Source organism: Gilliamella apis, assembly GCF_030758615.1.
In the GTDB taxonomy this organism is placed as follows: Bacteria; Pseudomonadota; Gammaproteobacteria; order Enterobacterales; family Orbaceae; genus Gilliamella; species Gilliamella apis_A.
Map to the genome: position 1 here is coordinate 1,721,549 of NZ_CP132381.1, position 16,089 is coordinate 1,737,637.

A 16,089-nucleotide genomic window follows, 5' to 3' on the forward strand; every position below is an offset into this window, starting at 1 on the left:
TTGAGAATGCATTCTTTCTAATATCCATATAACCACGATAAGTCATATCAATCATCATCAAATAAAAAATTGCGAGCATGATTTGATCATGATTATTTTGTAAAAAACAGATTTAAAAAACTTTTATTTTCGATAAAAAAGCATCAAAATAATATGTATTTATACTTGCGTTAAATCTATACTTGGCTTTATATTTAATATAATGAAACAAATTGATAAGTTGGTAGCTATCGATTTTTGAATTTGTTCCCTGAATATTCACTGTCTTTAACACTTTCTTTTCATACCATTTATACTAAAATATTAAATTAATTTTTTGTGACGGCATGTTATTTATAATAATTTGAGCAATAAGAAACCGCACTATTGGCGGTTTGAGTAAATTTTTTAACGACCTAATCTGTAGTTAACTAAAATCATGGTGTTGGCATTGTAGTAGTGCGGTTTTCTTCTGTAATATTCGCTTTAACTAATGCTGTTACTTCATCGAAATCTGATTTATTCTGCATAAGTTCACTAAATGTTTTATATTTGTCTAATGTATTAGGTTTTTGAATATCGAATTTCCATAATGCTAAATAAAAGGTCTCTATCGGTGATGACGGTTTATCGTCTTTTTCTAATTTATTGATTTTTGACATTGTTACTTCAAAATATTTTTGAAAATAATCGTCAGACTTAACACAATTTTTTAATATCGGAAAACTGAGATTATCTTTAGTACCGACGCAGATTAAATCTAATTTGTTACCTTCACTAATTTCTTTCGCATCATCTTTATTTTTCAACTCTAGCAATACATATTCAAATTGATTTTTACCATTTGCCACGACGAAGGGTTCACCACTTAAATCAGTTTTTAAGCCTGAAGCTGAAGTTTTAATATTAACATTTTGATTATTATATGTCTTTTCATATTTATATTGGTTGTTGTTATACTCGCTAATTAATTGTAAAGCATTTACAGTAGGTATCGCATGACGAATATTTGAATTTCCTTCATTTCTAAAAATGGAAATATCACCTTTTAAAATCTGTTCTGTGAGTCTTTTTGCATTATCATTAGCAAATGAATTAAAACTAAGTAAAGTCAATATAGAGACAACAATTATTTTTTTCATGTTTCATTTCCATTCAAAACAAATGGAAACAAAATATCAAAAAAATCATTGTTTTTCAAATTTTTCTTCCACGCAAATTTATTTACTTATGCCAATAAGTAGCGTATAAATCCCTATTGTACTCAATAGATTTGAATTTATTGTCACCATTATACTTTGGATAGTTTCGGTTCAACTAGGATAAGCAAATCAATGCGATTTGCGGATTACAATGCGTTGTTCCTTCGATACCTTTATCATTTTTGTGGCCTGCCTATGATTGTTTTTGTCATTGACATTATGTACCGTTCATTATTTGCAAGCGCTTTATCTTTTGGAATAGCAACAAGCGCCTAATCTTAAATAAACCTATCGATGTTATTGTTTGTTCTATAAACTATCTATACTGCAATGCACTAGACCACAATATGCTATAAATGTTGTTGGTAAAAAGGCAAAGTCTAATTTTACCAATAAAAACCTTTTTTTGAGCTATTCTTCAATATGTTGATTTTTAAATATTTTATTTTAAGTCAAAAAAATAATTAGTAATAGGATGTTTTAGATTTCAAAAATCCCGTTCCTCAAATTTTTTATTCGATCTATTTCGGACGTTTTGCTGTTTGATGGCTATTTCTATACGGCGATTACATCCGAGTAAAGAAGGTTTGCGTAACTGTCTTCCGTCATCGTTCGCTTTTAACGCACTGGCTGTATTTTTTCCTGACAAACAACTGCTTTGTCATGATAATCTCACTCAATTGTCAGCACTTTGCTAATGTCACTAAACAAGACTCATCATATTGATTTGTAATAAAGTAATATACTTTTATCTGATTTGATTATTTAAATTTTGATTTACTTATAATAATTTAAGAAATAAAAGAACCTGCAATACAGGTTCTTTTTAAACTTTTGAATCATTGATATAAAGTTGTTGGAATTATGTCAGTGTTTCCATTTTGGTCTATAAATAATCTAAAGATTTTTTTCTCATTGTTATTTAAATTAAAATCACGTTCACGACGGGGAGCATTAAAACTACACAATCCGTGACCTTGTATAGATGCACCAATAATAACTTCACCAGCAGGCAGATAAAAAGTTGCCCTTTCTTTAGTTTCAAACTTAGCAACTTCTTGCCCATTTAAAAATAAATTTATGTAACATCCACTACCAGTCAATCCTTTATCTCTGATAAACACTAATGTCGCATTATTATCTAGTTTAGTTTGATGATTGAATATTCTTGCTTCTGGTACTTGTTTTATTTCATGTTCAGCTGGTGGTCTAGTAGAACATCCAATTAAAACTAAGGTTAAAAAGCCACCAACCAATAATTTCTTCATACCTTTCCTCCAAAAATTTTTAGCAATGGTATTTTATTTATTTAATTTTGACAATAAAACTCCATTCCTCAATTTATTTATAATTTATAAGCCTTGAAATAGAGCTACGCTCTATTGATAATGATAATTATTAATTTTGATTCTTTTATAAAACTTAATTTCATTTTTAGCAAATAAAGGCGTTATAATATACTCAATTTTCTAAATAAAATTTTAGGCCTGAAATTGGATTTTCAACTTGTTAGTCGATTAAAGAATCTTCAACTTTATAAAAAACGACGTTCAAATAATGTGCTGTTCTGGCGCGAAATTTACCCTTTAGCTATGCCAATTTTGATTGAGAATTTGTCAGTCATTTTGATGGGGATTTTTAGTACATTTTTAGTGAGTTGGATTGGTAAGGCCGAGATGGCTGCCGTCGGTCTTGCGGAAAGCTTTAATATGATTGTCATGTCCTTCTTTATGGCAGTTGCACTAGGGACATCTGTGGTGGTGGCGTTTAGCTTAGGACGACATAATCGTAAAAAAGCGGTGGTCGCAGCAAGGCAATCCATTACGTTATTAGTAATAATTTCGATTTTACTGTTTTTGTTTGTCGAGTTCTCTGGTTATTGGATTGTCGAAATTATTGCAGGTAAAGCCGATCCTGAAGTGAAGGAATTAACGCTTACTTTTCTAAGATTAACCGTTTTAGGCTACCCTGCGCTTGCTTTTATTTTAGTTGGTTGTGGTGCATTACGTGGTGCTGGCAATACCAAATTACCAATGTACTTAAACATTATCATGAACATTCTAAACTTGACGATCAGTTATGTGCTAATCTACGGCGCTTTTGGTTGGCAAGGATTAGGTTTTATTGGCGCAGGTATCGGCTTAACAATTTCACGCTATTGCGGCATGTTCTTTATTTTATTAGTCTTAACCATAAAACCAAGTCGGGCGTTATTTATTCCCCTCCGTAGTTATTTTCATTCATTTAATGGCAAAATTTTAATTGATATTTTAAGTATTGGAATTCCTGCTAGTGTGGAATCGGTAATGTTTAATATCGGAAAATTGCTTACGCAAACCTTTGTCGCAGGTATGGGCACCTCAACTATAGCTGCTAATTTTATTGCGTTTTCAATTGCCGGATTGCTTAATTTACCAGGTGGAACACTTGGTGCAACATCAACAATTATTGTAGGTAAACGTATTGGTATGGGACAAATTTATCAACCAACACGGCAACTTAAATTTATTTTTCATCTAACCAGTTTATTACTCTGTTTTTTAGCCTTTTTATCGATCCCATTCGCAGGATTATTAAGCTCGCTTTACACTAATGATAAAGAAGTTATAGAAATCTCCAAACATTTACTTTGGTTTAATGCCTTATTTACCCCTTTTTGGGCTTCATCCTTTGTTTTACCATATGGTTTTAAAGGTGCGAAAGATGCAAGTTATACCATGTGGGTCGCTATTGCTAGTATGTGGATGTGTCGGATTGTTGTGGGTTATATTTTTGGCGTCTATTTTGGATTTGGAGTTATTGGCGTTTGGTTCGGTATGTTTTTAGATTGGATTATTAGAAGTATTTTCTTTTATTATCGACTTATTAGTGGTAAATGGCTATGGCGTCATCAAAAAATCAGCTAGTACCAATACTGAAAATCTATTTCTTACAAATAAGTTTGGAGTATTTAATTTAACGATATCAACAATGTGCTGACAACTGAGTGAAGTTAGCATGACAAACATAGACGCATTAAAAGCGAACGCAGGCGGTAGGCTGTCACATCGTGACCACTTGCGTGGTCGCCGTGGAAGTTGGTAAAGAGCATTCACTTAAACACTCTTTATTCAAACGGAAACAACATATATAAATAGCCACCAAATAACAAAACGTCCAAAACTCAACCAAGCAAAAAATTTGAGGAACGGGGTTTTAAAAGCCTAAAATCCATCCTAGAAAGCCCTAAATTCGTTTACAAAAAGTGATTTTAAACAAATTCAATATCGACCAATTGACTCTGAATCAATTATGCAATTAATAAACAATTTTTTAGATGAAAATTATTTCAACAGCATATCAATACACTAATTATAGTGATAACATATCACTAATTACTTTTAGCTATATTTCTTCAATTGATTAAGATTTTTACTTCAGCAAGGTCTGATAATTAAACTCGTATTTCTGGTTAAATTGTCAGTAGATATAAGTAACATAAGGAGATAATAAATGAAGGTAACGTCAATAGCTATGCTAGTCACATTTGGATTAGCCAGTTCAGCAGCTTTCGCTCATAGTGCTGATCAAATCATTATTCGTGGCGGTCCAGTCTATGTTCATCCACAAGATAAAAGTGATCATGTTAAAGTTGGTGGAGCAAAAAGCGATCTTAAAGCCAAAGCTAATAATGACACGCAACTTGGGCTAAACTTTCAATATATGGTTACTGATAATTTCGGTATTGAATTATTAGGCGCAACACCATTTAGTCATCAAGTTAAACTAGGCGGAGGTAATTCTACCGGATTGGCTGGCGCAAAATTAGGTAAAATTAAACATTTACCACCGACATTAAGTGCAATTTGGTATCCACTTGATGGTAATTATGAACTCCAACCTTATGTAGGACTCGGTGTCAATTACACTTTCTTCTTTGATGAAAAACTCAGTGGCGAAGCCAAAAAAGCAGGTTTTCATGGTCTAGATTTGGATAGTTCTTGGGGTTGGGCTGCTCAAGTCGGTGCCGATTATACTTTTAACGATAATTGGCTAGTCAATGCTCAAGTCCGTTATATTGATATTGAAACTAAAGCCACTACTCATCTGGGCAATACTAAAGTAACTGCAAAGTATAAACTTGATCCTTGGGTGATGATGCTTGGTGTTGGTTATAAATTTTAATGTAATTAATAAATAAACCTCTCCATGAGAGGTTTTTTAATACATTATTCAATGCTCTACCACAATTAATCTAAATTATCAAAATAAACCTCGAGAATTCAGTTCTTCTTGCCATTAAAGCTCGTCAAATATCGATACCTCCTACATTATTTGTGTCCAAAATGGCGTTATAAATTTGTGATATCTATCACATTAACCATATAACGTAATTAAGGTATGTAAAATCATAATACTGTTTTGAAAATGAATTTTATAAACTCTATTTATTGTTATTTTTTCAATAAGTTGTTAACGCAACCGATAATTAAATAATGACAGTTTTATGCAAATCATATTTTGATAACTAAAAGGAGTTTATGATGGATAATAATAAAAAATTATCAGTCATGGAAAAAATCGGCTTTGGGATGGGCGATGCAGCCTGTGGTATTGTCTATTCCTCAGTGACGATGTTTTTGACCTATTTTTATACTGATATTTATGGCCTTTCTGCTGCTGCGGTTGGCATAATGTTCCTCGCTACACGAATTTTCGATGCTATTATCGATCCGATTACAGGTATGGTCGCTGATCGTACTAAAACAAGATGGGGACGATTTAGACCATGGTTAATTTGGTTTGCTATTCCTTATGCTGTACTAGCTGTTATGACTTATACAACACCAGATTTTGGTTATTCAGGTAAACTTTTATATGCATACATTACCTATGCATTATTAATGCTTTGTTATACATTTATTAATATCCCTTATTGTGCTCTAGGTGGTGTTATTGCTCGTGATGAGAAAGATCGTTTATCTGCTCAATCCTATCGGTTTACTATTTCATCGGCATCAGGGCTTATGGTATCAATCGGTACATTATTCTTAGTCGATTGGTTAGGAAAAGAAAATAAGCAACTCGGATTTCAGTTAACCATGGCGATAATGGGCGTTATTGCAATTGGTATGTTAGTATTCTGTTTTGCAACCACTAAAGAAAGAGTGGTACCAATTGAAGATAAAAATGTCAGTGTTAAAAAAGATTTAAAATGCTTATTAGGCAATGATCAGTGGTGTATTGTGGCTCTTATTACCTTCTTTTCAAGTATGGCTGGCGTTATGCGTAGTTCAGCAACGCTTTACTATGCAACTTACTTGATGATGGGTGGCGTTAGCTCAGCAGCGGGTACTGCGATGAAATCAGCCTTTGTGTCAACATCCGTGGTTGGTACTATATTAGGCGCGATGGCTGCTGGTTATTTTGCTAAACGTTTTACTGCTATTCAACTCTTTAAAAATATTAATTTAACGTTGTTTGTTATTGGTGTGGTGATGTTTTTTGTTCCACCTGTGTGGTTAGCGGTTATTTTCCCACTCTATTTTTTAATTGGCTTTTTCCATTCCATGTATCAACCATTCAAATGGAATATGATGGCCAATGCTGCTGATTACGGTGAATGGAAATTTGGACGCCGAGCAACTGGTCTATCTTTCTCAGGTAATTTATTTGCCTTAAAACTTGGCATGGCAATCGCGGGGGCTTTAGTCGGAATTAGTTTAGGTTTATTAGGTTATCAAGCTGGTGTAAATGAACAAACACCATTAGCCACAATGGGCATTATTGGTCTTTTAACTATTGGACCAGCATTTTCATATTTATTACTTTGGTGGTTAATGCGTTTTTATAAATTAGATGACAAAATGATGGAAAAAATTCAAAGTGATTTACTTGCTAGACAACAAAATAAAGATAGTGATGACTAAGATAGAATGTCGATAAGTAATAGTTACAATTAAAGGTTAATTATATGAGTTTAGATTATTACCAAAATCCTATTATCTGCGGTGATTATTCAGATCCCGATATTGTCAAAGTAAATGATGATTTCTTTATGGTTTCATCTAGCTTTAACCATATGCCAGCATTACCGATTCTACACTCAAAAGACTTGGTAAATTGGCAAATTATCAATCATGTTTTTGATGCACTTGACTTACCCGGTTATGATGCAGTCCAACCTGGTAAAGGAGTTTGGGCGCCATCGATTCGCTATCATGATGAAAAACTTTGGGTGTTTTTTAGTACCCCTGATGAAGGTATTTTTATGTCTTATACCACTGATCCATGGGGCGAATGGAGCAAACCACACTGCTTACAACCAGCACTAGGTTGGATTGATCCTTGTCCATTTTGGGATGATGATGGTCGAGCATGGTTGGTGCATGCCTTTGCGCAAAGTCGTTGTGGTGTAAAACATAAATTGCAGCTGTTTGAAATGGCCAACGATGGGTCAAAATTAATCGGCGAAGGTCAAATTATTTATGATGGTACCGCTGATTTACCGACACTTGAAGGACCAAAACTTTATAAGCGCAATGGTTGGTATTACATTTTTGCACCTGCTGGTGGTGTTGAAAATGGTTGGCAATCTGTGTTACGAAGCCGAGATTTAACTGGCCCTTGGACTGCACGCAATGTGCTATTTCAAGGCAATACGACAATCAATGGCCCTCATCAAGGAGGATGGGTCGAATTGGACAACAATGAGTGCTGGTTTGTGCATTTTCAAGATGCCCATTTATATGGTCGTATTGTTCATTTACAGCCAATGTATTGGGGTGATGATGATTGGCCTCGCATTGGTGAGAGTATCAATAATGACTCTACAGGACAACCTGTATTATCATATAAAAAACCAACTGTGTCCCATCACTCAGAAGAGTATAGAATACAAACAAGTGACGATTTCCAGCATGGTAAATTTGGTTTACAGTGGCAATGGCAGGCTAATCCTAATCCAGATTGGCTAATAGCAAGTGATCAAGGATTAACCTTAAGTTGTTATCCATTACCTATTCGTCATCAACAACAAACACTCTATTTTGCAGCAAACTTATTACTGCAAAAATTTTCAGCATGGCAATTTACGGCGCAAACTCAACTTAGAATGAATGCTAAACAGACAGGTGATTTGGGTGGTTTAATCGTTTATGGTGAACGTTATGCAGCAATTATGATCGGTTATGATAATGGACAGTATAAGCTTTATTATCGATATGGCTGGATGAAAGATTCAGGTCAAGTTGACGAATATCAACAAATTATCACTCAATTATCTTCTGAGAATTGTCAACTTAAAGTAGAAGTGGGATTGAATGGTATCTGTCAATTTTACTATAAAGATCATGAGACAGACTGGATTTCAATTGAACCTAGCTTCGCTTCAGGAAAAGGTAAATGGGTGGGAGCTAAAGTAGGAATTTTTGCCGCAACAGAAGCAGATAATACTATTGGCTATTGCCATTTTGATTACTTCAAGATTAGTTAACGGTTTAATTAGATAAAAAAACCTCTCATATGAGAGGTTTTTTATTCAAGTTGTTAAAGACTTTTTATGGCTGCATGCTGCTCTTGCAATTTGGCTTTATCAACAATATAGCCTTGTTGTTTTTCTTTCTCTTTCGCAACGACTGCCGCGGGCGCTTTATCTACAAAGCTAGCATTAGATAATTTATTATCAATACGCGCAATTTCACCATCAATACGAGCGATTTCTTTTTCAAGACGAGCTAGCTCATCTTCTTTATTAATAAGCCCAGCCATTGGAATGAGGAGTTCGGCACCATCAACCAATTTAGTGACTGATAATGGCCCTACTTCACCTTCATCTAACAAGACAATTTCTGATAATCTTGCTAATGACTCGATAAACGTGACGTTGTCACTAATTATGCGATGTACAGCTGGTGATGCTTTTCTAATCAATAGCTGTAATGGTTTGCTTGGTGCTATATTCATTTCAGCACGGATATTACGAACCGCAATGACAGCGTCTTTAATCCAATTGATATCGGCAACCGCTTTATCATCAACTAATTTGCTATCAAATGCTGGCATTGGTTGTAACATAATGGTATCAGCTTTGATTGCCATTAGTGGTTTGACACTTTGCCAAATAGCTTCAGTAATAAATGGAATGATTGGATGAGCCAAACGTAGTAAGGCTTCAAGTACCGTTACTAAGGTATGGCGAGCAGCACGTTGCTGATTCTGTTCACCATTTGCCAATACTGATTTAGTTAACTCTAAATACCAGTCACAGAACTGATTCCAAGTGAATTCATATAGGATATTAGCAGCTAAATCAAAACGGTAAGTATCGAATGCTTCTCGATAAGTTTTCACGGTTTGGTTAAATTCCGCCAAGATCCATTTATCCGCTAATGAATAATCTAACTCTCCACCATTAAAGCCACAATCATGGTCTTGGGTATTCATCAGTACATAACGGCTGGCATTCCATAGTTTATTACAGAAGTTACGATAACCCTCTAAACGTTTTAAATCCCAATTAATATCACGACCAGTAGATGCAAGCGCGGCTAAGGTAAAACGTAAGGCATCAGTACCATGCGCTTCAATACCATTCGGGAACTGTTTTTCTGTACGTTTAGCAATTTTTTCCGCTAATTGTGGCTGCATCATATTACCAGTACGTTTTTCTAATAAATCAGCAAGTGAAATACCATCAATCATATCTAAAGGATCGATAACATTACCTTTAGATTTAGACATTTTTTGCCCTTCTTCATCTCGAATTAGCCCGGTCACATATACCGTTTTAAACGGTACTTGTGGTTTACCATGTTCATCTTTAATGAAATGCATGGTCATCATAATCATTCTAGCAACCCAGAAGAAGATAATATCAAAACCTGTCACTAGCACATTAGTTGGATGGAAAGTAGCTAAATCATCAGTCTTTTCTGGCCACCCTAAAGTTGAAAATGTCCATAGTGCTGAAGAAAACCATGTATCAAGAACATCGTCATCTTGAGACAATTCGATGTCTGCTGCAAGATTATTTTCACGGCGAACTTCAGCCTCATCACGACCAACATAGACGTTGCCTTGATTATCATACCAAGCTGGAATTCGGTGTCCCCACCATAATTGTCGCGAAATACACCAATCTTGAATATCATTCATCCATGAAAAATACATATTTTCATATTGTTTAGGCACGAATTGGATATCACCATTTTTTACCGCCGCAATAGCTGGTTGCGCTAATACTTTTGCTCTCACATACCATTGGTCGGTTAACATAGGTTCGATTACCACACCACCACGATCGCCATAAGGGATAGTTAAGTCATGCGGTTCAATTTTTTCTAAAATACCTTGAGCTTCACACTCTGCAACAACTAATTTACGCGCAGCAAAGCGTTCTAAATTTTGAAACTGTGCCGGAATATCGGTTGCGTGTGCAGTACTTGGCTCACCATTAGTATCAAACACTTCAGCTTGAGCACGAATGTCACCATCAAAAGTTAAGATGTTAATCATTGGTAATTGATGACGACGCCCAACTTCATAGTCATTAAAGTCATGCGCAGGAGTAATCTTTACACAGCCAGTACCTTTTGTCATATCCGCATGTTCATCGCCAACAATCGGAATTCGGCGATTAACAAATGGTAATATGACAAATTTACCAATCAAATCTTTATAACGAGGATCTTCTGGATTAACGGCAACACCAGTATCACCAAATAATGTTTCAGGGCGAGTTGTAGCGACAACTAGATAATCTTTGCCTTCTGCAGTTTTAACACCATCCGCTAATGGATAACGTAAATGCCACATTGAACCTTTTACTTCACGATTCTCTACTTCAAGATCAGAAATTGCGGTACGTAATTTAGGATCCCAGTTAACTAAGCGTTTACCACGATAAATTAGGTCTTCTTGATAAAGTCTTACAAAAACTTCTTTAACCGCATTTGAAAGACCTTCATCCATAGTAAAGCGTTCACGATCCCAATCAACCGAATCGCCTAAACGTCGCATCTGTTTAGTAATGCTACCACCTGATTCTGCTTTCCATTGCCAAATTTTTTCGATAAAAGCTTCACGACCATAGTCATGACGAGTTTTGTTTTCTTCAGCAGCAATTTTACGTTCTACCACCATTTGCGTTGCAATGCCGGCATGATCACTGCCAGATTGCCATAGTGTATTATTGCCTTGCATTCGATGATAGCGTATTAGCGCATCCATAATGGTTTGTTGGAAAGCATGTCCCATATGCAAACTACCAGTTACATTTGGTGGTGGAATAGCAATACAATAACTTGGCTGAGATTTGTCACCATTAGGCTTAAAGTAACCACTTTCTTCCCAATGTTGATAAATAGGTTGTTCGATTTCTTGTGGATTATAAGTCGTGTTTTTCATAATAAAGCTATCAATCCTAATTCAAGGCATAAAAATGTGATTATTCTACCGTAAAATGATTTAACAATAAATTACTAGACGAATAAAGTGTTTGATTAAATCAAATTTAAATCAGATAACAATGAAATTAGTATAAAAAAACCACTTGTTAGCAAGTGGTCTTAACGTTATGAACGATTAGAATGGTAAATACTAATGATGATAGATAAAGTTATCAATCAATCTGGTTTTACCAATATAAACTGCCAAAGCACATAAACTATCTTGATTTAAACGATCAACCGCGGTTAATGTTGCATAATCAACAAATTCAATATAATCAATTTTAGCTAACGGCTGTGCATTTATAATATTCTTCATCGCGGTTAAGATGGTTTGTACTGATTTTTCACCGGTTTGAATCATTTGCTGGGCACACTCGATTGATTGATACAAACAGATAGCGGCTAAACGTTCATGTTGCGATAAATAGCTATTGCGAGAACTTTTAGCTAGTCCATCACTTTCACGCACAATTGGGCAACCGATAATTTCGATGTCAATATTAAGATCACTTACCATACGCTGAATAACCGCTAGTTGTTGAGCATCTTTTTGACCAAAATAGGCTCGATCAGGTTGCGTGATATTAAATAACTTAGTAACCACAGTACAAACACCTTTAAAATGGCCGGGTCGCTTTTTGCCACAAAGAGCATCAGTTAGGCCATTAACATTCACATAGCTATTAAAATTGGCATCATACATTTCACTGGCTGATGGACAAAAGATCAGATCAACCCCCATTTGTTGACAGGCGTTTTTGTCGCGTTCTAAGTCACGAGGATAACTGGCTAAGTCTTCTTTCGGGCCAAACTGCATTGGATTGACAAAAATGGTGACAATCACTTTTTGATTATCTTGTTTAGCCGCAGCCATTAAGCTCTGATGACCTTCATGCAGATACCCCATAGTTGGTACTAAACCAATGGTTGCACCGTTTTTACGCCACGATTTAACCTGCTGACGAACTTCATCAATTGTTGTTACAACTTTCACAATTATTATCCTTTCTGGCTATTTTGAAAATTCAGATTTGAGTTGAATCATAATCTCACCGTCAATGGCAAACTCATGCATTGATGCTGGGTATTGTTGCTGTTTTACCTCTTGGCAATAATCGGCAAATGCTTGCTTCATTTGATCACCGATTGGCGCAAAAGATTTAACAAATTTAGATGATACGCCATCATACATTGACAACATATCTTGATAAACTAACACTTGACCATCACAACCATGACCAGCACCAATACCGATCGTTGGTATGCTAACAAGTTCAGTAATAAATTTAGCCAAATCGGCAGGTACACATTCGAGTAAAATAGCTGTAGCACCGGCTTGTTCAACTGCTAATGCATCCAAAATTATATCTTTAGCCGCTTGGTAATCTCTACCTTGTACTTTGTAACCGCCTAATGCTAATACTGATTGTGGCATCAAACCAATATGGGCAATAACGGGAATCGATGCTTGAGCAATCATCTTAATATGTTCACAAAATGCTCGCCCCCCTTCTAGTTTTACAACCTGTGCATTGCCTTCTTGAATCAAACGGCCAGCATTATGTACAGCATCATAAATAGAAGCATGGTAAGACATAAACGGTAAATCCGTCACAACTAACGCGTTTTTAGCGCCTTTTGCCACAGCTTTAGAGTGATGAATCATATCTTCCATGGTGACAGAAACCGTACTTTCATAACCTAGCATCACCATTCCTAATGAATCACCAACTAATAAACAATCTACACCGCTATCGTCCATCAATTTTGCCGTTGTGTAGTCATAAGCAGTTAACATGGTGATCTTTTGTTGATTTTGTTTGCGTTGTTGTAAAGTTAGAATTGTATTTTTCAAGGTAACAGCTCCAGTTCTAATTGATGATAGTCCCTATTAGGATGTTTTTGCCGACTAAGATTAAGTAATACTGTCGATAATTGTTGGTATAAAGGTTTTATATCAGCAGGTAAGTTGAGTAAATGTTGTTTTATAGTATTTGCATCATTGCGTTCAACCGGACCTGTTAATGCATTTATAGTACCAACATTACAAATATTTTTGGCATTCGCTAAAAATAGATCATGCCATGCTTGTTGGCAAAAGTGGGGATCTAAACCACACCATGCCAACATATCACTGCCAACTTGAGCTAAGGCAATGACATGATTACTTAGCATAACGCAAGCAGCATGATAAAGCGCTTTATGTTCTGCCGATAATATTGCTATCGCATTAACCAAAGGTGATAACATCTGTTGTAATTTAGCTAATGCTAAGGGATTATTGGTTTCTAAAGTGAAAGATACCTTAGCCATGTCCTTGTAGCAGATAAAACGATCATAAATTGCCGATAAAGGGTGTAGCGAAAATGCTAAAGGATGAACAATATGATCGATAGTAAATAACTGCGATGTCAGCAAACCACTGCAATGGCCAACTAATTTATTCTCAATCGGCAATCGACTAAGCTCTTGCCATACAGAACTAATTTGACTATCCGGCACTGTCAAAAATAGACAATCACAATCCTCTACTAAGTTAGATAAAGTTACATATGCTTCACTACCAATAAATTCACTTGCCGCTTGTGTTTGTTGATAATCACGACTATAAAAACCAGTAATTTGCAGACCACAAAGACTAAAATATTTAGCCAAAGTACAACCCACTTTACCTGCGCCAATAAAACCAATATTCATCTTTAATAACAAAAATTAAACGATGCGGCATTATAGCCTAATTTGATATAGATTCAATTTTTAACCAGAAAGACCAAGCAATATAGGATTAACTATGATTAAAAACCCCTCTTCTTAATTTTTTTGGGGGGAATTTGCTGTGGGATTTTTTAAATAGAAGAATTTAATTTGTTGTCAGTTTTTTATCTCGGTAATCAATTCTAAACCGCTTTATAAGCGGTTTAGAATAATGTAAATAATTATTTACCTGGATAAAGAATAAATGGAACTTTTTGGTATTGCTTAGTTATCTTATCCCATGCTTGTAACTTTAATATACATAGGAATTTTTTCTCCTCTTGGGTCGGTATTGCCCCAATCGATAATAAATAATCTTTAGCATATTGCTTTTCAATGCTAAATGCATGCCTGTAAATCGCCAACCAGTAATACAACACATTATGATAAAATAGTTATATTGATTCTTTTAGGATTACATTATGCTGAAAATTATTAGTCTTTTCTTTTTAACTGCTTTAGCTGAAATCTTTGGCTGCTATTGTGTCTATATTTGGTTCAAAAAAACAGCATCTCATTGTTTTTTGGGATTAGCTATACTAAGTTTAATGTTATTTGCTTGGTTACTATCATTACATCCAGAAGCAAGTGGCCGTATTTATGCTACCTATGGCGGTATCTATATTATCGTATCAATGATTTGGCTTAGATTGGTTGATAATGTTAAATTGTCTAGTTTTGACTTAATTGGCGCGGGTATTATTTTATTGGGAACTGTGGTTATTATTTCCGGCTGGCGCTCATGATTTTATGAAAAATAGTTAACTAACTCTGATTATTTAAGTTTTATCAAAAGCTTTTGCTAAAAAATAAAGGAAATTTTCTATTATTAATATTCACTTGTTACAGTAATTATTTTAATTACCATGCAAAAATAATTATAATTAAATATTTTTCATATGGTTATTTTAATAATTGAGCTAAAAGATCGTCAAAACTGATTCAGTTAAGATAATATAAAACCCTCTGATGAGGGTTTTTGACTATTTATTATTCTGGTTTTGTTATCTCAACACGTTTATCAAAATCTTCATATACCAGAGTTTCCCCATTTTGAATCAACGAAGATACCGAAACATCAGATAGATTAAATATTTGATTTTCATTTGCTTTTATATTATACCATGAATAAGGAAGGTAAGTTTTATTATTTGCCAAAATACCATGAACAACAATATCTTGATCTTTATTGATGTCATTATTTATGGTTATTTTTATTAGTGGATTTATATCAATAAATGATGCTTTTTTTTGACGTTCAAAATTATGTCTTAAATTATCTGACATTTTAATTACCATTCCACCGCCAATATCCGTATTGGTAATTTGAATACCATCAACTGGATTTTTACCTCCAACCGTTATCGGAATTTCAAATAACGCTTTTGAATCCATTTTTTCAGTATAACATTCAATATATTTAGCATTATTAAACACTTTAGCAATAGCTTCTTTAGCATCCTTTACATCTGATGACTCTTGTCTTGAATCTTCATAACTTTTACATGACATAACTTCAACAATTAATTTTGATTGTACTGTTTTAGCCGATTCACTGTTAATGTCACTTAGATTTACTATTGGTGCAAGCTCGACTTTACAGCCAGTTAACGACATAACTATTGAGAGTGTTACTAATACTTTCTTCATATGTTATTTCCTATTCATGTTTAAAAGCGCGACAAAATAACAAAATCAAAACCCCATTTCAATGTCCTATATAT

Annotated in this window: 12 protein-coding genes; 5 read left to right on the forward strand and 7 right to left on the reverse strand. The window is 34.6% G+C overall.

Features of this window, described 5'->3' with window-relative positions; genetic code table 11:
• Positions 1-416 precede the first annotated feature (416 nt).
• Entirely contained in the window at positions 417-1,121 is a 705-nt protein-coding gene (locus tag RAM17_RS07895) for an OB-fold protein (RefSeq protein ID WP_110447748.1), read from the reverse strand.
• A gap of 899 nt (positions 1,122-2,020) precedes the next feature.
• Positions 2,021-2,449, reverse strand: coding sequence for a hypothetical protein (locus tag RAM17_RS07900; RefSeq protein ID WP_110447747.1), 429 nt, complete (start codon positions 2,447-2,449; stop codon positions 2,021-2,023).
• A gap of 225 nt (positions 2,450-2,674) precedes the next feature.
• Here RAM17_RS07900 and RAM17_RS07905 point away from each other — a divergent pair, with 225 nt between their 5' ends.
• The 4 genes from RAM17_RS07905 (at position 2,675) to RAM17_RS07920 (ending at position 8,655) form a co-directional block, all read left to right on the forward strand.
• On the forward strand, positions 2,675-4,087 hold the full coding sequence (locus RAM17_RS07905) for an EmmdR/YeeO family multidrug/toxin efflux MATE transporter (protein WP_110447746.1): 1,413 nt from the start codon (positions 2,675-2,677) through the stop codon (positions 4,085-4,087).
• A gap of 586 nt (positions 4,088-4,673) precedes the next feature.
• Positions 4,674-5,345: an OmpW/AlkL family protein gene (locus tag RAM17_RS07910; RefSeq protein WP_110447745.1), complete on the forward strand. Its 672-nt coding sequence runs from the start codon at positions 4,674-4,676 to the stop codon at positions 5,343-5,345.
• A gap of 359 nt (positions 5,346-5,704) precedes the next feature.
• Positions 5,705-7,090 carry a glycoside-pentoside-hexuronide (GPH):cation symporter gene (locus RAM17_RS07915; RefSeq protein WP_110447744.1) on the forward strand — a complete coding sequence of 462 codons (1,386 nt, stop codon included), beginning with the start codon at positions 5,705-5,707 and terminating at the stop codon, positions 7,088-7,090.
• A 44-nt stretch (positions 7,091-7,134) separates the two neighbouring features.
• Entirely contained in the window at positions 7,135-8,655 is a 1,521-nt protein-coding gene (locus RAM17_RS07920; protein WP_110447743.1) for a glycoside hydrolase family 43 protein, read from the forward strand.
• 53 nt (positions 8,656-8,708) lie between these two features.
• Here RAM17_RS07920 and RAM17_RS07925 read toward each other — a convergent pair whose 3' ends face one another.
• From RAM17_RS07925 to RAM17_RS07940, 4 genes are all read right to left on the reverse strand, one after another.
• The gene (locus tag RAM17_RS07925) at positions 8,709-11,567 is read right to left on the reverse strand and encodes a valine--tRNA ligase (protein WP_110447742.1); all 2,859 of its coding nucleotides are present in this window, start codon (positions 11,565-11,567) and stop codon (positions 8,709-8,711) included.
• A gap of 192 nt (positions 11,568-11,759) precedes the next feature.
• The gene (panC, locus tag RAM17_RS07930) at positions 11,760-12,605 is read right to left on the reverse strand and encodes a pantoate--beta-alanine ligase (protein WP_110447741.1); all 846 of its coding nucleotides are present in this window, start codon (positions 12,603-12,605) and stop codon (positions 11,760-11,762) included.
• Between the two features lie 18 nt (positions 12,606-12,623).
• The gene (gene panB, locus RAM17_RS07935) at positions 12,624-13,466 is read right to left on the reverse strand and encodes a 3-methyl-2-oxobutanoate hydroxymethyltransferase (RefSeq protein ID WP_110447740.1); all 843 of its coding nucleotides are present in this window, start codon (positions 13,464-13,466) and stop codon (positions 12,624-12,626) included.
• The gene (locus RAM17_RS07940; RefSeq protein WP_110447739.1) at positions 13,463-14,308 is read right to left on the reverse strand and encodes a Rossmann-like and DUF2520 domain-containing protein; all 846 of its coding nucleotides are present in this window, start codon (positions 14,306-14,308) and stop codon (positions 13,463-13,465) included. The genes panB and RAM17_RS07940 overlap by 4 nt, the downstream gene beginning before the upstream one ends.
• 479 nt (positions 14,309-14,787) lie before the next feature.
• Here RAM17_RS07940 and RAM17_RS07945 point away from each other — a divergent pair, with 479 nt between their 5' ends.
• Positions 14,788-15,111 (forward strand): YnfA family protein, encoded by a 324-nt coding sequence (locus RAM17_RS07945; RefSeq protein ID WP_086364555.1) that lies wholly within the window; start codon positions 14,788-14,790, stop codon positions 15,109-15,111.
• Positions 15,112-15,355: 244 nt separating this feature from the next.
• On the opposite strand, the gene RAM17_RS07950 is transcribed toward RAM17_RS07945, so the two are convergent.
• Positions 15,356-16,015, reverse strand: coding sequence for a DUF7424 family protein (locus RAM17_RS07950; RefSeq protein ID WP_110447737.1), 660 nt, complete (start codon positions 16,013-16,015; stop codon positions 15,356-15,358).
• Positions 16,016-16,089 lie beyond the last annotated feature (74 nt).